At 64.4% G+C, this 18,728-nt stretch carries 16 protein-coding genes; 6 read left to right on the top strand and 10 right to left on the bottom strand.

Annotated elements, in window-relative coordinates; genetic code table 11:
- Window positions 1–819, bottom strand: an 819-nt coding sequence (locus EN949_RS17610; RefSeq protein WP_127371740.1) for a LysR family transcriptional regulator, incomplete at its 3' end; no start/stop codon positions are given.
- 128 nt (window positions 820–947) lie between these two features.
- On the opposite strand from EN949_RS17610, the gene EN949_RS17605 reads away from it, so the two are divergent.
- Both EN949_RS17605 and EN949_RS17600 read left to right on the top strand, forming a co-directional pair.
- A complete protein-coding gene (locus EN949_RS17605; RefSeq protein ID WP_164754818.1) occupies window positions 948–2,285 on the top strand; it encodes an aromatic ring-hydroxylating dioxygenase subunit alpha in 1,338 nt (445 codons plus the stop codon).
- A gap of 84 nt (window positions 2,286–2,369) precedes the next feature.
- Complete coding sequence (locus tag EN949_RS17600; RefSeq protein ID WP_127370931.1) at window positions 2,370–4,016, top strand: acetolactate synthase large subunit; 1,647 nt, start codon at window positions 2,370–2,372, stop codon at window positions 4,014–4,016.
- A 48-nt stretch (window positions 4,017–4,064) separates the two neighbouring features.
- Here EN949_RS17600 and EN949_RS17595 read toward each other — a convergent pair whose 3' ends face one another.
- The 8 genes from EN949_RS17595 to EN949_RS17560 form a co-directional block, all read right to left on the bottom strand.
- The gene (locus EN949_RS17595) at window positions 4,065–5,213 is read right to left on the bottom strand and encodes a substrate-binding protein (RefSeq protein ID WP_245459333.1); all 1,149 of its coding nucleotides are present in this window, start codon (window positions 5,211–5,213) and stop codon (window positions 4,065–4,067) included.
- A gap of 103 nt (window positions 5,214–5,316) precedes the next feature.
- A complete protein-coding gene (locus EN949_RS17590) occupies window positions 5,317–6,018 on the bottom strand; it encodes an ABC transporter ATP-binding protein (protein WP_127367023.1) in 702 nt (233 codons plus the stop codon).
- Between the two features lie 2 nt (window positions 6,019–6,020).
- The gene (locus EN949_RS17585; protein WP_013532995.1) at window positions 6,021–6,725 is read right to left on the bottom strand and encodes an ATP-binding cassette domain-containing protein; all 705 of its coding nucleotides are present in this window, start codon (window positions 6,723–6,725) and stop codon (window positions 6,021–6,023) included.
- Window positions 6,722–7,708, bottom strand: coding sequence for a branched-chain amino acid ABC transporter permease (locus tag EN949_RS17580; protein ID WP_024502520.1), 987 nt, complete (start codon window positions 7,706–7,708; stop codon window positions 6,722–6,724). Before EN949_RS17580 ends, EN949_RS17585 begins: the two co-directional genes overlap by 4 nt.
- Window positions 7,705–8,622, bottom strand: a complete 918-nt coding sequence (gene urtB, locus EN949_RS17575; protein WP_245321927.1) for an urea ABC transporter permease subunit UrtB — start codon at window positions 8,620–8,622, stop codon at window positions 7,705–7,707. The genes EN949_RS17580 and urtB overlap by 4 nt, the downstream gene beginning before the upstream one ends.
- Window positions 8,567–9,688, bottom strand: coding sequence for a class II histone deacetylase (locus tag EN949_RS17570; RefSeq protein WP_013532992.1), 1,122 nt, complete (start codon window positions 9,686–9,688; stop codon window positions 8,567–8,569). The genes urtB and EN949_RS17570 overlap by 56 nt, the downstream gene beginning before the upstream one ends.
- 83 nt (window positions 9,689–9,771) lie before the next feature.
- The gene (locus EN949_RS17565; RefSeq protein ID WP_127366428.1) at window positions 9,772–12,498 is read right to left on the bottom strand and encodes a LuxR C-terminal-related transcriptional regulator; all 2,727 of its coding nucleotides are present in this window, start codon (window positions 12,496–12,498) and stop codon (window positions 9,772–9,774) included.
- Complete coding sequence (locus EN949_RS17560; RefSeq protein ID WP_245459217.1) at window positions 12,499–13,158, bottom strand: GNAT family N-acetyltransferase; 660 nt, start codon at window positions 13,156–13,158, stop codon at window positions 12,499–12,501. It abuts the gene before it with no gap.
- Between the two features lie 203 nt (window positions 13,159–13,361).
- Between EN949_RS17560 and EN949_RS17555 the strand changes: the two genes are divergently transcribed.
- The 4 genes from EN949_RS17555 to EN949_RS17540 are packed head-to-tail and all read left to right on the top strand — an operon-like array spanning window position 13,362 to window position 17,708.
- Window positions 13,362–14,657, top strand: coding sequence for an ArgE/DapE family deacylase (locus tag EN949_RS17555; RefSeq protein WP_164754957.1), 1,296 nt, complete (start codon window positions 13,362–13,364; stop codon window positions 14,655–14,657).
- Window positions 14,654–15,712: a phosphotransferase gene (locus EN949_RS17550; RefSeq protein WP_127366425.1), complete on the top strand. Its 1,059-nt coding sequence runs from the start codon at window positions 14,654–14,656 to the stop codon at window positions 15,710–15,712. Before EN949_RS17555 ends, EN949_RS17550 begins: the two co-directional genes overlap by 4 nt.
- Before the next feature lie 6 nt (window positions 15,713–15,718).
- Window positions 15,719–17,023, top strand: a complete 1,305-nt coding sequence (locus EN949_RS17545; RefSeq protein ID WP_127370930.1) for an aspartate aminotransferase family protein — start codon at window positions 15,719–15,721, stop codon at window positions 17,021–17,023.
- Window positions 17,024–17,039: 16 nt separating this feature from the next.
- Window positions 17,040–17,708: a GntR family transcriptional regulator gene (locus EN949_RS17540; protein ID WP_024502527.1), complete on the top strand. Its 669-nt coding sequence runs from the start codon at window positions 17,040–17,042 to the stop codon at window positions 17,706–17,708.
- Here the strand turns inward: EN949_RS17540 and EN949_RS17535 are convergent.
- Window positions 17,705–18,728 (bottom strand): FAD-dependent oxidoreductase (locus tag EN949_RS17535; RefSeq protein ID WP_245472439.1); only part of this gene is annotated, 1,024 nt, incomplete at its 5' end. The genes EN949_RS17540 and EN949_RS17535 overlap by 4 nt on opposite strands.

The following is an 18,728-nucleotide window of genomic DNA, read 5'->3' as shown; positions in this document are numbered from 1 at the left end:
GATGTGGAAGGAGCCGGCGTGGCGCCGCGAGGTCTTGGTCAGCCGGACGAGCTGGCCGCGGCGCAGATGCTCGTCCGCAAATCCCGCCCAGGCGAGCGCCGCGCCGCGCCCGGCGATGGTTTCGTGTATCATCGACATGTAGCCGGTGAACCGAGGTCCGTCGAGTTTCCGGTCGGTTCCGACCCACGATTGCCAACTGTCGATCGCGCCCGGCGGCGTCACCTGATGCAGCAGCGGCACTGCCAGGAAAGCCTCAGGCTCTTCCGAGGCGAGCGCCGGATAACGCGCCAGGAACGCCGGCGCGCAAACCGGGAACCACTCACCCTCGAGCAGTTTTTCGGTCACGAATTCGGGCCATTGCCCGGCTTCGCCGAAACGGATCGACAATGCCACTTCAGGCTGGTCGAAATCCCTGTAGTCGGTGGATGTCTGCAGCAGCACCCGGCCATCGGCAACCTGCGATGTGATGAGGCCGAAGCGCGGCATCAGCCATGCCTGCGCGAAGTCGTGGCTGCAGCCGATCACGAATGTATCGCTGTCGTGCGCGGTCAAATCCTCGACCGCTTGCCTGATGGTGCCGAGACCCTCGCGGATCGCTTCGGCCAGCGTGTTGCCGGCCCCGGTGACGGCGACGCGGTTGCCTCTGCGCGTGAACAGCTCGACCGACAACTGGCGCTCGAGATTGGCGACATGCCTGCTGACCGCCGATTGTGCGATGTTGAGCTCCTGTGCGGCCAGCGTCAGCCCGCCATGCCTGGCGGCAGCCTCGAAGACGACCATGGCGTTCAGCAGGGGAAGCGATGTCTTGAGGGTTTTCACGATCCAAACCTGCTTTCATGCCTTTTCGATATGAAGGTCTATCATTTCTGTATTTGCTGCAAGCCTTTCCGCATCGCACACTCTATCGAAACGTCATTCGAACGCCAGCGAGCAGAAAGGTGTTTGCCGTGCAGGCCTACACATCGAACAGCCAGCCTATCGACAGAAGCGAGACCGTCAGGCTGATCGACCGGCAACGTCCGGACTGGTCGCTGGAACAGGCCTTCTACGCGGCCCCTGCCATCTTCGCGCTGGAACGGGACTTGTGGTTTCCGCGTCAATGGATGCTTGTCGCCCATGCCAGCGAGGTCCCAGAAAAGGGCCGCTACATCGTGCGCCAGCTTTTCGACGAGGAGATCATCGTCGTGCGCTTCGACGACGGCGAGGAGGACGTCGCGGCCTACTACAATGTCTGCACCCATCGCGGCTCGCGGCTCTGCGCCAAGGATGGTCGCGGCAAGCTTCTGGTCTGCCCCTACCATGCCTGGTCGTTCAGGCTGACCGGCGAGTTGCAGTCACGGCAGGATCTACCGGAAAGCGTCGATCCGGAAGCGCTGGGACTGCACCGCGTGCCCTGCAAGCATTTCGGCGGCCTCGTGTTCTGCGGCCTTGATGCCAATTCGCTGCCCGACATCCAGCCTGTCGCGGACGGGCTGACCGGCGGCTTGCGCGAAAACGGCCTTGACCGTGCACGCATCGTCGCGCGCAAGAACTATCTCACCAAGGCGAACTGGAAGCTGGTGCTCGAGAACTTCCTCGAATGCTATCACTGCCGGCCGGCTCATCCCGAATATTACCGCGTCAACGGCCATGTCAAAGTGACCGCGACCCGCGACGCCGACAAGGCGGTCGAGTGGCAGAATGAAATCGAGGCCTGGCACAGCGTCATCGGCGATGCCGAGTTCCACAAGGGCGCGTGGCAGGCTGGCGACCTCGACACGATGCCGTTTGCCATGCACCGCAAGCCGATCGGATCCGGCCGCAACACGCTGTCCAATACGGGTGAGGGGGTCTCATGCCTGATGGGCGGCCGTCACGCCTATGATGGTGGCGAAAGCGGCTTCCGCCTCGGACGCCTGTCGTTTGCAAGTGCTGCCAATGATTATGTCACGCTGTTCCAGATGATACCGCGCAGCGCCACGGAAACCGACGTCATTCTGACCTGGCTCGTCGACAAGGACGCCGATGGCGACATCGACGCCGATGCGATCAGCTGGATGTGGGACGTCACCACGGTGCAGGACAAGAAGATCACCGAGGACAATGCCGACGGCATCATGTCGCGCGCCTACCGGCCGGGTCCCTATACGCCGCTGGAAAGCCAGACCTCGTTCTTCGTGCAGACCTATCTGTCAGAACTGCGTTCGCTGATCACCGGCACGCGCGGCGCACCGCTCAGCCAGTGGTCTGCACCGAAGGAACTTTTCGCCTCGCCGAAAGCGGCGAGCTGCAACACGCGCCGCTGACCCGCAGCCGAAGATGCCTCTTTGAGGCGTCGCGTTCCGATGCCATATGAAGGTGGCCGACGGAATGTTGCGGGAGAGGTGGTCATGACCAAAGGTTCGGATCTGTTCGTCGCGGCCCTCGAGAACGAAGGGGTCGAGCGGATTTTCGGCATTCCGGGCGAAGAAAATCTCGATATCGTCGAATCCATCCGCCGCTCCTCGATCCAGCTGATCCTGACCCGCCACGAGCAGGCAGCCGCTTTCATGGCCGCCACCTATGGCAGGCTTACCGGCAAGCCGGGTGTGTGCATCACCACGCTTGGCCCGGGCGCGCTCAACCTTTCGACCGGTTCGGCCTATGCGCTGCTCGGCGCGATGCCGATGATCATGATCACCGGCCAGAAAGGCATCCTGTCATCCCGGCAGGCGCGCTTCCAGATCGTCGACATCGTCGCGGCGATGAAGCCGCTGACCAAGCTGTCGCGTCAGATCGTCTCGCCGAAGATGATCCCCTCGTTGGTTCGCGAAGCTTTCCGTGTCGCCCAGGAAGAGCGTCCCGGCCCCGTACATCTTGAATTGCCGGAAGACATTGCGGCGGCCGAGTGTGAACCGGTAGCACTCGTGCCAACGCATCCGGTCGAACTGCCGCTGGCCAGCCCGGGCGCGCTTGATCGCGCCGCCCGTATGATCATGGAAGCCAGGCGTCCGCTGCTGATGTTTGGTGCGGCGGCGTCGCGACCGCGCGTGACTCCCGATGTCGCCCAGTTCGTGCTGCGGACGCAAATTCCCTATTTCACCACGCAGATGGGCAAGGGCACCGTGCCTGGCGGCACGGAGCTCTATATGGGAACGGCAGCCCTTTCGGAGCGCGACTATGTGCACGAGGCCATCGAACAGGCCGATCTGATCATCACCATCGGTCACGACACGGTGGAGAAGCCGCCCTTCATCATGGGGGCAAAGGGGCCGAAGGTCATTCATGTCGGCTATCATTCAGCCGATGTCGAGCAGGTCTATTTCCCGCAAGCCGAAATCGTCGGCGACCTCGGTCCTTCGCTGGCGCTGCTGGCCGACCGCATCGAGGGCAAGGTCCCCAATGCACAGGCCTTGCTGCCGCTGCGGGAACGCATTCTGAGCCGAATCGCCGCGCGCGCCACCGAAGATCGCTTCACGCCGCAGCGCATCGTGCATGACGTGCGCGCCGTGATGCCGCCGGACGGGATCCTCGCCCTCGACAATGGCATGTACAAGATCTGGTTCGCGCGCAACTACCGGACGCGCATGGCAAACACGATCCTGCTCGACAATGCGCTGGCCACCATGGGCGCGGGCTTGCCGTCGGCGATGATGGCGGCACTGCTCTATCCGCGGCGCCGTGTCATGGCCATCTGTGGCGATGGCGGCTTCATGATGAACAGCCAGGAACTGGAGACCGCCGTCAGGCTCAAGCTCAACCTCGTCGTTCTGCTGCTCGAAGACCATGCCTATGGCATGATCCGCTGGAAGCAGGCGGTCGACGAATTCCCGGATTTCGGCATGACCTTCGGCAATCCCGATTTCGTCAGATATGCCGAGGCCTATGGCGCCAGGGGGACCAGGGTTACGGAGATCGCCGACTTGCGGCCGGCGCTGGAACAGGCCTTCACCGGCGGCGGCGTACACCTCGTCGTCGTGCCCATCGACTATTCCGAAAACACCAGGGTGCTCGTCGACGAATTGCGCGAACGGCTGCCGGCGCCGCAAGCGAGCTGACGGCGGCAAAGCCGCCGTCAGGATTGCCTGGAGCCGTTGCCGGAGCTCCTACAGCTTACAGTAAGGCGTGACCGGCGCGATGGTGCCGAAATCCTTGGCGATTTCATAGCTGATGCCGTCTGCGGCCGCCTTGCCGACATAGGAATGGCAGAGCGTGTGGTTGTTGCTGGCATCGACCCGGATCTTGCCTTGCGGCGCGTCGAACTCGATCGTCGGCAGCGCCTTGAGCACATCATCGTCCTTCAGCGATCCGGCCTTCTCGGCGGCCAGGGCGTAGAGATGCAGGCCGTTGTAGCCGGCTTCGCCGATGCCGTTGACCATCTTCTCCTTGCCGAACTTCTCGCGGAAGCTCGCGATGAACTTCTTGTTGACCGGATTGTCGAGCGCCATCCAGTAAGGCTGCGGTGCGTAGGTGCCGGCCGCAACGCCGGGTGGCAGCGCGTCCTTGTTGAAGACCTCGTCGAGCGGTGCGATCAGCGGCTGCTTGATATCGAAAGAGCGATACTGCTTGAGCTGCGTGACCGCGTCATTGCCGACCACCATCGACCACACGACGTCGGGCTTCAGCGACTTGATCTTCTGGAATGCAGGGCCGAAATCCGTTGTGCCGAACGGATAATAGTCGGCGCCGATGATCTTGCCGCCGGCCTTCTCATAGGCTGCCGTGATCGCCTCGGTCATCTTCTGCGGCCAGGCATAATCGGAGGCCATGACGTAGATGGTCTTGCCGAGGTTCTCGGCCACCCACGGCATCATCGGGTCGACCTGCTGCATCGGGATCGGGCCGGTGGCGACGAAGTAGCGGTTGCATTCGCCGCCTTCGAAATTGGTCGGGTAGAAGAACAGCTTCTTGGCCTTCGATGTCACCGACAGCGTCGCACTGCGCTCGGGCGAAATGATCGTGCCCATGATCACATCGACCTTGTCTTCGTTGATGAGCTTGCGCGCCTTGTCGATGGAACCCTTGGTCGTGGTCTGGTTGTCCTCGATGAACAACTCGACCTGGCGGCCGCCAATGCCGTTGGCGGCGTTGAGCTCGGCTGCGGCGAGCTTGTAGCAATTGAGCAGCGTCTCGCCGAGGATCGCCTGCAGCCCGGTGATCGGGATCGACAGGCCGACCTTGACGGTGTCGGCGGCGCGCAGGACCGACGGCGCACCGACCATGGCGAAAGCGGCCGCGGCGCCGCCGGATTTCAAGACAGTTCTTCTGCTTATCATTGTTGTGTTCCCTTCCAGTCCCAGACGCGCCCCATGCACGCCTTACAAGTCAACAAGCTCCCAGGCGCGCTTCAGGCGCGCCCTATAGGGCCAACAGGTCCTTCAGCAGGGTCTCGTCGGCGAACGCCTCCGGCGCGCCTTCATGGACGATCCTGCCCTTCTCCATCACCAGGCAGCGGTCCGATGCCTTGAGAACGAGATCGAGATTCTGCTCGACCAGCACGATCGCGATGCTGCGTTCGCGCGCGATGCGCGGCACCAGCTCGGCGATCGACTGCACGATGTTCGGCTGTATGCCTTCCGAAGGCTCATCGAGCAGCAGCACCGACGGCAGGCCGCACAGCGCGCGGCCGATCGCCAGCATCTGCTGCTGGCCGCCTGAAAGCGTGCCGGCGACCTGCGCTTCGCGCTCGCGCAGGATTGGAAAATAGCCGAAGATGTCGGCCGGAATGCCGCCGTCGCCACGGTCCTTGGCAGCGCGGGTGCCGACCTCCAGGTTTTGCCGCACCGTCAGCTGGTTGAAGATCCCGCGCCCCTGCGGCACATGCGCGATGCCTGCCCGCGCGCGGCGGAAAGCTGGCGCGTTCGTGAGGTCCTTTTCACCGAGAACCACGGCGCCACCGCTCGCCCGCAAGCCGCCGGCGATGACGCGCAGCAGCGTCGTCTTGCCAGCGCCGTTACGGCCGAGCAGGCCGACGACTTCGCCCGGCGCGACACTGAGGTCGATGCCGTTCAGCACCGGGAGCGGGCCGTAGCCGGCCGAGACCGCCATTGTCCGCAGCATAGTCAGCGCCTCCCCAGATAGACGTCGCGGACCATCTCGTCGGTCTCGATGTCGTGGAAAGGACCGCTGCGCAGGCGGCGTCCCTGATGCAGCACCAGCGTCTCGCAGTTCAGCGCCCGTACGAAGCGGATATCGTGTTCGACGGCGACGATCGAGAACTCGCCCTTTAGGCGTAGCAGCATATCGGCCGTCGCCAGCGTCTCCTGCGGCGTCATGCCCGCGGTGGGTTCGTCGAGCAAAAGCAACCGCGGCTCGATTGCCAGCGCCATGCCGATCTCCAGCCATTGCTTCTGGCCATGCGCGAGTTCGCCGGCCGGTGTGGCGGCGCGATTGCTCAGCGCGACCAATTCCAGCAATTCGCCAACCGGGCGCACAGGCGAGGGCGCCCCCCAGCGGGCGACCTTCACATTGTCTTCCACCGAGAGGCTCGGGAAGACGGACGGGATCTGGAACTTGCGCGCGATGCCGAGCCGGGCGATGCGATGCAGCGGCAGGCCGGCTATGTCGTGGCCGAGGAAGCGCACGCTGCCGCTGGTCGGGCGCAGCGTACCGGTCAACACATTGAGGAAGGTGCTTTTGCCGGCGCCGTTCGGGCCGATGATGCAGCAGAGTTCCTTGTCGCGTACAGTGAGGTTCAGGGCCTCCAGCGCCTGCAGCCCGCCAAAGCGGATGCCGACATTTTCGGCCTGGAGCAGGATGTCGCTCATTGTGCGCGCCTCCCGCCTTTGAACAGGGCTTTCAGTCGCGCGTAGATCGACAGGATGCCGTCCGGCAGGACGAAGACGATGATGACGAAGACACAGCCGAGCAATAGCGGCCACAGGCTCGGGTTGAAACTGCTGATCGTCTGCTGCGCACGCTGGATGAAGATGGCGCCGAGCACCGGCCCCAGCAGCGTGCCGCGCCCGCCGACCGCCACCCAGACGATGACTTCCGTCGACAGAAGCAGTCCGGACAGATCCGGTGCCACCAACCCCGCCATGCAGACATAGAGCGCGCCGGCAAGGCCGGCGATCGCCGCCGACAGGACGAAGGTGACGAGCAGCCGCAACGGCGCATTGTGGCCGAGCGCTGCTGCCCGGACTTCATTGTCCTGTATGGCGGTCAGCACCGTACCCCAGCGGCCACGGCTGATCGACCACAGCGCCAGCACGGTCACCGCGACGATGGCCGAGACGAAGATGTAGCTGGGCAGGTCCTGGCTGAGATCGACGTGCAGCCCGCCGACATCGAAGGCAATCGGCGGAATGCCGATCAGCCCGCTGTCGCCGCCGGTGACCGAGCTCCAGGAGACCGCCGCCTGCTGGCAGATGACGCCCATGGCCAGCGTGACGATGGTGAAATAGCTGCCACGGATGCCGCCGAAAAACAGGAAGTAGCCGATGATGGCGGAGACCAAGGCCGCACCGGCCACCGCACCGATGATGCCAAGCAGGCTGGCGAAGGAGATCGCATCGTTGAGCGTGATCAGCGCCATGATGTAGCCGCCGATGCCGAAAAACGCAGCGTGGCCGAAACACAGGATTCCAGTGCGGCCCCAGAAGAAGTCGAGGCTCGCGGCGAACAGGCCGAAGATCAGCGCGTCGCGGATCACGGTCAGCTGATACCCGCCGACAAAGAACGGATAGATGATCGCGAGCGCCACGCAGGCGGCGAAGATCAGCAGCCAGTTGCGGTCGCGGGCGATCATCGCGACGCTCCGTTGAACAGGCCGTTGGGCCGAAGCCGGACAGCGACGATGGCCGCCAGCAGCACGACCGCCTGCGCCAGCGACGGCGAGATCTGATAATTGAGGATGCTGGTCAGCCCGCCGACGAAGACGCTGCCGGCGACGAGGCCGCCGATCGAGCCGACGCCGCCGACAATGACGACGAAGAAGGCGTTGGCGAGATAGTTCACCCCCATCTGCGGCAGCACGATCGCCAGCGGCGCGACCAGTCCGCCGGCGAGCCCGGCGATGGCCGCGCCGAAGGTGAAGGCGATGGCGTAGGTGCGCCGCGTGTTGATGCCGACGCCCTCGGCCATTTCGCGGTTCTGGATGACGGTGCGGATGTCGAGACCGAAGGACGTGCGGCTGATCAGCAGGATGACGCCGAGCAAGGTCAGCATGGCGATGCCGATCAGGATCAGCCGATAGGCCGGGTAGACGGTGAAGAAGAGGTCGAGCGTGCCCTCGATAGGCGGCGTCACCGGCTTGGCGCCGAGACCGAAGATCAGTTCCAGCCCTTGCTGCAGGATCAGGCTGACGCCCCAGGTGGCAAGCACAGTTGAGACCGGCCTGGAATAGAGATGGCGGATGATGGCGAATTCGAGGATGCAGCCGATCACCGCGCCGGCGATGGGGGCAGCCACCAGCCCTAGCCAGAACGAGCCACCCATGCTCTGGACGAAATAGACCGCGAAGGCGCCGACGGTGACGAACTCGCCATGTGCCAAATTGGTCACGTTCATTAGGCCGAAGCTGATCGCTAGCCCGAGCCCGACCAGCATCAGGATACTGATCAGCGTCAGCGCATTGAGCAGCGTGGTGATGACGAAATCCATCGCGTCAGGCCGCACTGGCGAGACGTTGGCGCAGGCCGGCGAGCAGGCCTTCGGCGGCATCGATCACCGCGGCCTGATGAAGCTGCAGGTCTTGCCCGGCCCATTCGTCGATATGGTCCGACAAAGGGTCGACCACTTCGGTACGGTGATTGGCTAGCGTCTCGATGACGGCATGGCCGCAGAACGGCACATAGCCCTCGGAGTAGCCGCCTTCATGGGTCATCATCAGGCGCCCTTGCGAGGTCTCGGCGGCCAGCGCAACCATGCGCGCGGCAAGACGCCTGAAGCATTCGCTGTTGAGCATCATGCGGCCGAGTGGATCGAAGCCGGACGCATCGAAGCCGGAGGCGACGATGACGAGGTCCGGTCTGTAGGCGCGCAGTGCCGGCGCGACAACGCGGTCGAAAGTCGCTTCATAAGCACCGGTTCCGCTGCCGGCCGGCAGCGGGATGTTGATGTTAAAGCCCTCGCCGGCATCTTTCCCGTTGTCGGCCAGCGCACCGCGCCCGGTCGGATAGAGATTGTCCTGGTGCACGGAAATGGTCAGAACCGACGGGTCGGAATAGAACACCGTCTCGGTGCCGTTGCCGTGATGCACATCCCAGTCGACTATCGCCGCGCGCCCGAGCAGGCCTTCATGCTGCAGCCGGCGGACAGCGACGCCAATGTTGGAGAACAGGCAGTTGCCCATCGCCTGGTCGGGCTCGGCATGGTGTCCCGGCGGCCGCGCCAGCGCATAGGCATTGTCGACGCGGCCCGTCAGCACGGCGCGCATCGCGGCATAGGTGGTGCCGGCCGACAGCAGCGCGATGTCAAAACTGTTGAGGCCGATCGGCGCCTGCGGCCCGGCGAAACCGGAGCCGCGTTCGCTGAGCATGCGAATATCGTCGACATGGCGTTGCGTGTGCACGCGCAACAGGTCGTCGACCGAGACCGGCTCGGGGATGATCGGCACCAGATGCCGCGACAGGCCGCTGACCTGGATGAGGTTGTTCAGTCGGCGCTTGGAGCCAGGGGATTCCAGATGCCGGCCGGGTTCCACGAAACGGCCGGGCGGCATCATGTCGGCGCTGGAGCCGGTGTCATGCCACATCAGCTGTTCGTGAAAAACGTAGCCTGTCGCCATTCGCAGCGTCCTCTGAAAACCAGGTGACGCTAGCAGGCTAACGATCAGATCGCCCGACCCGAAAGTGGGGTCGCGCCTCTTATCTATGCCCCTCCTTTCGGAGGGGTATGGGCGCCTGCAGATCCTTGCGCGGCGCGCACCGCCTGCACCCGGTTGGTCACCGCGAGCTTGCCGAAAATGTTCTTCAGATGCCATTTCACCGTGGTCTCGCTCACCGACAACGCCAAGGCGATATCGCGGTTGGACATGCCCTCGGTGAGATAGCGCAGCAGTTCGGCCTCGCGCTGGGTGAGCTGTTCCTTCTCGGCGGCTGGTGCGGTCAGTTTGCGCGTCGCGACAGGCATCGCCTGCGCGGCATCGATGATGCGCGACGCATAGGCTGACAGTGCGGGATCGGTCTTCGCCTGGGCCGCACGCAGCCGCATCAACCCTTCGACAACAGGCCTTCCCTCGTCGACGAAAGAACGGATGAAGCCGGAGGGTTGGGCGAGACGCAACGCATTGAGGAGATTGCGGTCTGCCTCGCGTTGGTCGTGGGCAGCGCTGGCCGCTTTGGCGCGCAGGATCAGCGCCAATATATGGCGGCGCATGCGCCCGCTGTCTTTCGTGCGCTCGAGCAGCGCGTCGAAAACCCCCACGGCAGCGGCATAGGATTTCTCGGCCGTCAGCAGGCGGCCCTCGGCAAAGAACTCGAACTCGTTGGCGGTAGTGATGACCACCGAAGCCTCGGTCCCTTCGCCCCGATGCTCGGCCAGCAGCGCACGCGCCTCGGCAATACGGTTCTGATCGAGCAGCACACGTATGCGGTCATGCACGATCATCGATGCCAGGCGGCGATACACCGTGCCGTGTACGCGTTGATAGACGCGTTCAAGCATATCCAGTGCCGCTTCGGTGCGACCGGTCAGCTGCAGCACGCGGGCATAGGTCGGCACGCTGGCCAGGGGATAGACGATGACCGCCGCGCCCTCGATCTGCGGTCCGAGATTCTCGACCAGGGTCAGCGCTTCGCCCGACGCATTGGTCTCATAGGCAAGTTCCGCAAGCAGCGTGCCGGCCAGGGCCTCGGCATAGGAGTTTGCACCGATCCGCGCCCGAGCCTCGATGATCGCGTTGCGCAGCAGCCGCTCGGCGGCGGGCAAGCGGCCCGCCGAACGCTCGATCACGGCCATGTAGCAATTGGCAATGGTGACGCCGAGCAGGCTGCCGCTTCGCTCATGCGCCCGGCGTGCCGCATCGATCGCGGCGCGGGCACCTTCAAGGTCACCCAGCGCGTAGAGGTTGTAGCCGATGACATTGGCGGTCGCGCCCTCCATGAACCAGGCATCTGGCGCGATGACGCGCAGGGCCGCAAGGGCTGTGTCGCGCGCCTGATCGAACTGCTCCAGCGTGCTGTGAACGGCGGCGGCGAGAACCACGAGCTCGGCCTCGATCGTTGTGCCGGTCATCGTGCCCGGGTCGTTGCTGTCGGTCGGTCCGGTCTCGACCAACTTGCGCGCATTGCTCAGCGTCTGTTGGGCAATCTCCGGCTGGCTGCTGTGCACCGCCAACCACAGCACGACCAGTTGCAGCCGAATGCGCTGGTCGATCAGCTTCCTCGGCAGCAGTGCCAGCAGTTGGCGCACGTAGAGAAGCTGGCACTGGGCGATGAGGTCGAGCGCATTGTTCTCCACGAACACCGCCGCGCGGGCCTGGTCGCCGGCGGCCAGCGCGTGCCCGATCGCCTCTGTCAGCATCTTGCGCTCGCCGAACCATTCGGCGGCCGCCAGATGCAGCGGCGCGATCATCTCCGGTTCGCGCCGTTCCATTTCGCGGCTGAGGAAATCGCGGAACAGATGATGGAAGCGGAACCAGCGCCGCTCTTCGTCGAGCGGCACCAGGAACAGGTTGCGCGTCTCGATCTCGGTGATCGCCGCTTCGGCGTCGGCCGCGCGCATCACCGCCCGGCAGGCCTCGGCGCTGAAGCGTTCGAAAATCGAGCTGTAGAGCAGGAATTTTGCGATCGCCGGCGGCAGTTCCAGGAACACTTCGCCCATCAGGAAGTCGGCGACGTTTCGGTTGGCGCCGGTAAAATTGCCGATGACGGTTTCCGGTGCATGCGCGGCACTCAGTGACAAAGAGGCCAGTTGCAGGCCGGCGGCCCATCCTTCGGTGCGCGAGCACAAGGTCTCCACCGTGCCGCTGCTGACGCTCAGGCCCAGCTTGTCGTTGAAGAAAGCTTCGGCCTCGGATGAGGCGAAACGCAGATCGTCGGGGCCGATTTCGAAAACGTCGCCAAGCACCCGGAGCTTGCCGAGCTGCAGGTCGGGCAGGCTGCGTGAGCCGATGACGAAAGCAACATTTTCCGGCGCCTGCCGGGTCAGGCGCTCCATGAACCGCTTCACCGCCGGCGCCTCGACGGCGTGGTAATCGTCGAAGAACAGGGTGATGTCGGCCTCGCGCGCCGCCAGACCCGCCACAAGTGCCGCGAGCACGACATCGAGCTGCGGGATGGGGCTCGACTGGAAGGCAAGGTCGAGTTCCGCCGGGCTCTGGACCAGATGGCGCAGCGCGCCCACCAGATGCGATAGGAAGGCGCCCTCATCATTGTCCGTCGCCTCGCAGGACAGCCATGCCGTCAGCCTGCCGTGGCGTGCGATTTCCGCAGCCCATTGCGCCATCGTCGTCGATTTGCCGAAGCCGGCGGGCGCGGCGAACAGCACGATGCGGGTGTCGATATGACGCTCCAGCGTCGACAGAATGGTCTCGCGGCGCACCCATCGGCGATGGTGCGGCGACGCTTGGCTGACGGATTGCGGAGCTGTTCTCATCTAGGTCCGCACAGCCTGTAGCTTCTCTGGGGGAGAGTCGCCGCAGCCGCTCCACTCCGCTTCGATCAGCGGAATTTGCGGTGCGGCATCGCGCGGCAAGGTTCCCTTGATACGGGGATCGTCGACGATCTCAAATCCGGTAGCGAAGGGCACGAACCCGCAGGCGCTGTAGAATCCGATGACGCTGTGATGATCGAAGCTGCTTGTATGCAGCCAGATGCGGCTCGGGTTGAGACGCCATGCGAGCTCCAGTGCCCCGGCCATCAGCCGTTTGCCGAAACCGCGGCCGGTCAGGGACGGGAACAGGCCGAAATAGGTGATCTCGATCTCGTTATTGTCGGCGGCGAAGAACTCGACCATGCCGAGATGCGCGCCGGTTTCGTCATGGCCGTAGTAGAGATGCTGGCGCGGGTCGGCGAAATGCTCGGTGATTTCGGCATCGGACATTTCGGAAACGCGGTCCCACAGCCAGGGTGCGCCGATCTCGAGAAAGATCGCCCGGTAGGAAACGCAATCGGGCGTCGTGATCCGTGTCATGCCCAAGGGGCGCGCGAGATCCGGCTGCGGCGTGCGCGCTTCCATCCAGGTCACCGCATTGGCAAGCTTGCCAGCAGGCAGGCGATGGTAGCCAATGGCGAGATCGGTGATTTCGGCGGGCATCGTGTCTTCTGTGATCAACGCATTCCTCGTCATGTCTTCCAGAGATAGCAGTATCGGCTTGCTGCATCCGATGCCAACTCCCCCAAGACCATGGCAGCATCGAACGGCAAGTCCTGGACTGAAAGTTTGGCGCGCATGCCTCTTGCATTTCACAGGAATGGCATATGAGATATGATACACCATCCAGATGAAAGTGAAATATGATGCCTGAGCGGATTGCGGATGAGGCCATTCTGAGCGCAGTCGATGATGGCTTCGCCCGACAGGTCGCGTTTCTGCAAGACCTCGTGCGCTTTCCCTCCCAACGTGGCGAGGAACACCCCGCGCAGTCGTTTATGGCCGCCGCCTACGAGGCGGATGGCTACGCGGTCGACATGTGGCGCGTCGATGTCGACGTGATTCGCGACCTGCCGGGTTTTTCCCCCGTGGCGGTCTCTTACGACGATGCCTTCAACGTCGTTGCTACCCACACGCCGCGAAACGCGACCGGCCGCTCGCTGATCCTCAACGGCCATATCGATGTCGTGCCGACCGGACCGCTCGACCGCTGGGTGCGCGATCCCTACGACCCGGCGATCGAGGAGGGCTGGATGCATGGCCGCGGCGCCGGCGACATGAAGGCCGGCCTGTCCGCCTGCCTCTATGCGCTGAGCGCCTTGCGTAGCCTTGGCTATCAGCCGGCCGCGAACGTGTATCTCCAGTCTGTGGTCGAGGAGGAATGCACCGGCAATGGCGCGCTTGCATGCCTGCAGCGCGGCTACCGCGCCGACGCCGCCTTCATTCCCGAGCCGCTGGAGCCGCGGCTGATGCGGGCGCAGGTCGGGCCGATCTGGTTCAGGGTCGAGGTCGACGGCGATCCGCAGCATGCGTCGGGTGCATTTTCGGCCGGCGCTAATGCCATCGAAAAGGCCTTCGTCATCATTCAGGCGCTGAAGCAGCTCGAAATCGTCTGGAACGCGCGTAAGGTCGATGACAGGCATTTCCATGATCACCCGCATCCGATCCGCTTCAACCTCGGCAAGATCGAAGGCGGCGAGTGGACATCGAGCGTTCCGGCGCGCTGTGTCTTCGAGATGCGCGTCGCCACCTATCCCGGCCAGAGGCTCGAAGACGCCAGGGCCGAGCTCGAGGCCTGCATTGCCGATGCGGCGCACGCCGATCCGTTCCTGGCCAACCGACCACCCAAGATGACCTACAATGGCTTCATGGCCGAGGGCTATGTGCTGGAGGGCGCCGACGAGATGGAAGCGGTGCTGCGCCGCAGCCACACCGCCGTGTGGGGCGAGCCGCTGACGGAACACGTCACCTCGGCGACCACCGATGCGCGTTTCTTCGGCCTCTATGCCGACACGCCGGCGATCGTCTACGGCCCGATCTGCCGCATGCCGCATGGCTATGACGAGGCCGTCGATCTCGACTCGGTGCGCAAGGTCACCCAGACGATCGCGCTGTTCATCGCCGACTGGTGTGGCCTCGAACCTATCGAGGCTAAGCCATGAATGCGGCGGTGCCCGATGCGTTCGGCGAAACACTCGCCGAGGACGCACCGGATGTTTCCACGGCCGACGCGCTCGCCATCCTGCGCCGGCACTACGGGCTGACCGGCACCGCGCGTCCGCTGCCTGGCGAACGCGACCACAATTTCCATATTCAGACCGACGGCGAGGGCGAGTTCGTCCTGAAGATCTCCCATCCGGCGGAAGAAGCTGGCTTCACCGATTTCCAGAACAAGGCGCTCGACCACATACTTGCGGTCGACCCCACCTTGCCGGTTCCCTCGGTGCGCAAAAGCCTCGAGGATGAGGCGCAGTTCGCGGTTAGAGTCGCTGGATCGCCGCCGCGCATCATCCGGCTGGTGACCTATCTGCCCGGTCAGTTGCTGTCGCGCTCGCCGACTTCCGAGGAGCAGGATCGCAATCTCGGCATCTTCCTCGCCCGCCTTGGCAGGGCGCTGCGCGGCTTCTTCCACCCGGCCGCCGGCAGCGACCTGCTCTGGGACATCCGCAAGGTCGCCAAGACACGGCCGATGATGGCGCACATCACTGATCCGACTCGGAGGGCGATGGTCGAGCGCGCGATCGACTCCTTCGAGCAGCATGCAGCGCCGGTCATTCCCACCCTGCGCGCGCAGATCGTCCACAACGACATGAATTCCTACAATGTGGTGATGGATGCTTCGCGGCCGGAGGTCGTCAGCGGCATTCTCGATTTCGGCGACATGATCCATTCGCCGCTGATCTGCGACCTCGCCATCGGCGCCGTCTACCGCTGGCCGGCGGAAGGCCATCCGCTGGCACCGGCGGCGCGCTTTGTCGCAGGTTATCAGTCGCTCCAACCACTGGAGGAGGAAGAGATTGGCATTCTTTTCGATCTGATCCGTGCCCGACTTTCGCTCATCGTCAACATCGCCAGCTGGCAGGCCGAGCGTTTCCCGGCCAAGCGCGACTACGTGCTGCGCCTCGCCACCGAAGTCTGGGCTTCACTCGAACGGTTGAACGGCCTGTCGTCCACCGATGCCCGCCGCTATTTTCTCGACCATTCCAATCCGGAGTAGATTCCCGTGTCCCAGTCCTCGCCATACCCCGCAAATGCCGACGCGGCTGCATCGGAGCGCGCGCTGCTCGAACGCCGCGCCAGGCTGCTTGGGCCGACCTACCGCGCCTTCTACCGCAACCCGATCCATCTGGTGCGCGGCAGCGGTGTGTGGCTCTACGACGCCCAGGGCCGCAAGTTCCTCGACGCCTACAACAACGTCGCCTCGGTCGGGCATTGCCATCCGCGCGTCGTCGAGGCGCTTTCGAGGCAGGCCGCAACGCTCAACACCCACACACGCTATCTCAGCGAGATCATCCTCGATTACGCGGAAAAGCTTCTCGGCACCGTTCCGGTCCATCTCGGCCACGCGATGTTCACCTGCACCGGCAGCGAGGCGAACGACCTTGCCATCCGCATTGCCCAGCATTCCAGCGGCGGCACCGGGGTGATCATCACCGATTTCGCCTATCACGGCGCCACCATAGCGACGGCGCAACTGTCGCCGGCGGCGGTCGGGGCAAAGGGGGTGCCAGCGCACCACCGCACGGTGGCAGCGCCGGACACGTTCCGCGACCATGGCCGGGCCGCGCATGATTTCGCCGGAAATGTCGCCGCTGCCATAGAGGACATGCGAGCAAAAGGCATCCAGCCGGCGGCGCTGCTTCTCGACTCCGCCTTTTCCAGCGACGGCATCTTCTTTCCCGATGCGGCGGTGATGCGCGAAGCGGCGGATCACGTCAAAAAGGCCGGCGGCATCGTCATCGCCGATGAGGTCCAGTCCGGCTTCGGCCGGCTTGGCCAGGGCATGTGGGGCTTCGCAAACTATGGCATCGAGCCTGACATCGTCACGATGGGCAAGCCGATCGGCGATGGGCACCCGATGGGCGCCGTGCTCGTGCGGCCGCAGCTTGTCGCCTCCTTCGGTTCGAACACCGGCTACTTCAACACCTTCGGCGGCAACCCGGTCGCGGCCGCTGTCGGCCTCGCCGTTCTCGATGTCATCGAAGGCGAGGGGCTGATCGAGAATGCGCGCAATGTCGGCGCCTATACGAGTGAACTGCTGCGCGCCCTGCAGGGCCGGCACGGCGCGGTCGCTGATGTCAGGCACAACGGCCTCTATTTCGGCGTCGAGCTGACGGCGGACGGCGACGAGGCTCTGGCCGCCACCAAGACATCGGCGGTCGTCGAAGCCATGCGCGAGGACGGCGTGCTGATCTCGTCCTGCGGTCCGCGCGGCAATGTGCTGAAGATCAGGCCGCCACTGCCCTTTGCCAGGGACAATGCCGAGCAACTGGCCGAGACGCTCGATCGCGCTCTGTCGAACCGGTGATCGGAGCGGCCCGCGTATGCTGAAGCTTGAACATCAGACCCTGAATGACCGCGCCTATGGCGCGCTCAAGCAGGAGTTGATTTCCGGCGGCTTCAGCCCGGGCCAGGCGCTGGTCATCCGCAAGCTCGCCGAGACGTTCGGCATCTCGACGACACCGATCCGCGAGGCGCTGCAGAGGCTTGTCGCCGAGCGGCTGCTCGAGATGCAGAACAACCGCTCGGTCATCGTGCCGTTGCTGTCCGCGCCTGCCTTCGAGGAGCTGACGCGCATCCGCATCGCCGTCGAGGGACTGGCGGGCGAGATGGCGGCGACCAGGATGAGCGAAAGCGGGCTGGCTGACATCCAGGCGACGCTCGCCGGCATGCAGCGTGCCATTGAGGCCGGCGACGCCAGGGCCTATCTCTCATTGAACGAGGCGTTCCACTTCGCCATCTACCAGCATGCCGGCGCGCCGATCCTTTTGAACATGATCCGCGACCTCTGGGGGCGGGTCGGGCCTTATCTCAAGCTGCTGATGCAGGCCGATCGCTACATCCCGCAGTCCAACGACGCGCATCGCAAGATCGTCGCCGCACTGGAGCAGCGCAGCGGTCCCACTGTGCGGATTTTCATAGAAGAGGACATCGCCGTGGCGGCCGCTGTGCTGTCTGCAAACCTTGACGCTGCCAGGGAGCCGTCGGCCTAGCTCGTCCCGTCCAGCCGGTCGCGCAGCATGCTCCAGCCGAGCAGCATGTTGGGCGCGTGCCGCAGCACGGCGTGGAACGGTATTGGCGCCGGCGGCGCGAAGGGCAGCGGCAGGTCGCGGGCGTCGGTGCCGGCGGCCCAGTCGGCCAGAACCTTGCCCATCGCCGTCGTCATGGCGATGCCGCGCCCGTTGCAGGCGCGACCGGCGATCAGTCCCGGACCGAGGTCGATCAGGTGCGGCAGGAAATCCGGTTCGACCGCTGCCATTCCCGACCAGCTATAGGCAAGCGGCGGCAGGTCGGTCAGACCGAGATGCCGGCCGAGCCTTCGCCAGATCGTCTGCGGTACGCGCGTATCCGCACCGGCGCCAAGGATATGCATGCCGCCGCTGATCAGCCGGTTTTCGGCGTCGAAGCGGAAGGTGAACAGATTGCGTCTGGTGTCACCGACACCTTGCCCGCCGGGAAGCAATCGGTTGCGCACTTCACGAGGCAGCGGCGCTGTCGCGATCTGGAAGACTTTCAGCGGGAAGTAGGTTCGCTGCAACGACGGATTGAGGGACCAGCCATAGGCGTTGGTGGCGATCAGCACCTTGCCCGCGCGTACCGAGCCAGAGGGCATTTTCAGCATCCAGCCATCGGCTATGCGATCAACCGAGGTGACGCGCGTCTGCTCGAAGATCTTTGCGCCGGCCTTCTCCGCCGCATCGGCCAATCCGCGCGCATAGGCGACCGGATTGAGCACGCCGCCGGAACGGTCCATCCAGCCGCCGACATAGCCTGGCACGCCTGTCAGGGCTTCGACTTCCTGCCGATCCAATGTGACTGCCGGCCGGCCACGCCGTGCCCACTGCCCGGCACGTGACTTGACCTTTTCAAAGGCGGCAGGCGAATGCGCCGGCTGGATCCATCCGTTCTGCACGGCGTCGCAGTCGATGCCGTGCTGCCGGATCAGGCGGAAAACCAGGTCGGCGCTGCCGGCGGCGAAATCGATCAGCCTTTCGCCGCGCGACGGCCCGAGA

Source organism: Mesorhizobium sp. M7A.F.Ca.US.007.01.2.1 (genome assembly GCF_003998165.1).
In the GTDB taxonomy this organism is placed as follows: domain Bacteria; phylum Pseudomonadota; class Alphaproteobacteria; order Rhizobiales; family Rhizobiaceae; genus Mesorhizobium; species Mesorhizobium ciceri.
The sequence above is the reverse complement of the archived record's forward strand: the minus strand, read 5'-3'. Positions and strand labels throughout refer to the sequence as shown.

Coding starts and splice junctions, on each gene's coding strand:
- EN949_RS17585 (WP_013532995.1), bottom strand. CDS start 6,725: ATGAGCGACATCCTGCTCCAGGCCGAAAATGTCGGCATCCGCTTTGGC.
- EN949_RS17580 (WP_024502520.1), bottom strand. CDS start 7,708: ATGATCGCCCGCGACCGCAACTGGCTGCTGATCTTCGCCGCCTGCGTG.
- EN949_RS17555 (WP_164754957.1), top strand. CDS start 13,362: ATGCCTGAGCGGATTGCGGATGAGGCCATTCTGAGCGCAGTCGATGAT.
- EN949_RS17560 (WP_245459217.1), bottom strand. CDS start 13,158: ATGCCCGCCGAAATCACCGATCTCGCCATTGGCTACCATCGCCTGCCT.
- EN949_RS17570 (WP_013532992.1), bottom strand. CDS start 9,688: ATGGCGACAGGCTACGTTTTTCACGAACAGCTGATGTGGCATGACACC.
- EN949_RS17540 (WP_024502527.1), top strand. CDS start 17,040: ATGCTGAAGCTTGAACATCAGACCCTGAATGACCGCGCCTATGGCGCG.
- EN949_RS17550 (WP_127366425.1), top strand. CDS start 14,654: ATGAATGCGGCGGTGCCCGATGCGTTCGGCGAAACACTCGCCGAGGAC.
- EN949_RS17590 (WP_127367023.1), bottom strand. CDS start 6,018: ATGCTGCGGACAATGGCGGTCTCGGCCGGCTACGGCCCGCTCCCGGTG.
- EN949_RS17565 (WP_127366428.1), bottom strand. CDS start 12,498: ATGAGAACAGCTCCGCAATCCGTCAGCCAAGCGTCGCCGCACCATCGC.
- EN949_RS17600 (WP_127370931.1), top strand. CDS start 2,370: ATGACCAAAGGTTCGGATCTGTTCGTCGCGGCCCTCGAGAACGAAGGG.
- urtB (WP_245321927.1), bottom strand. CDS start 8,622: ATGCCGCCGAAGGCCTGCTCGCCGGCCTGCGCCAACGTCTCGCCAGTG.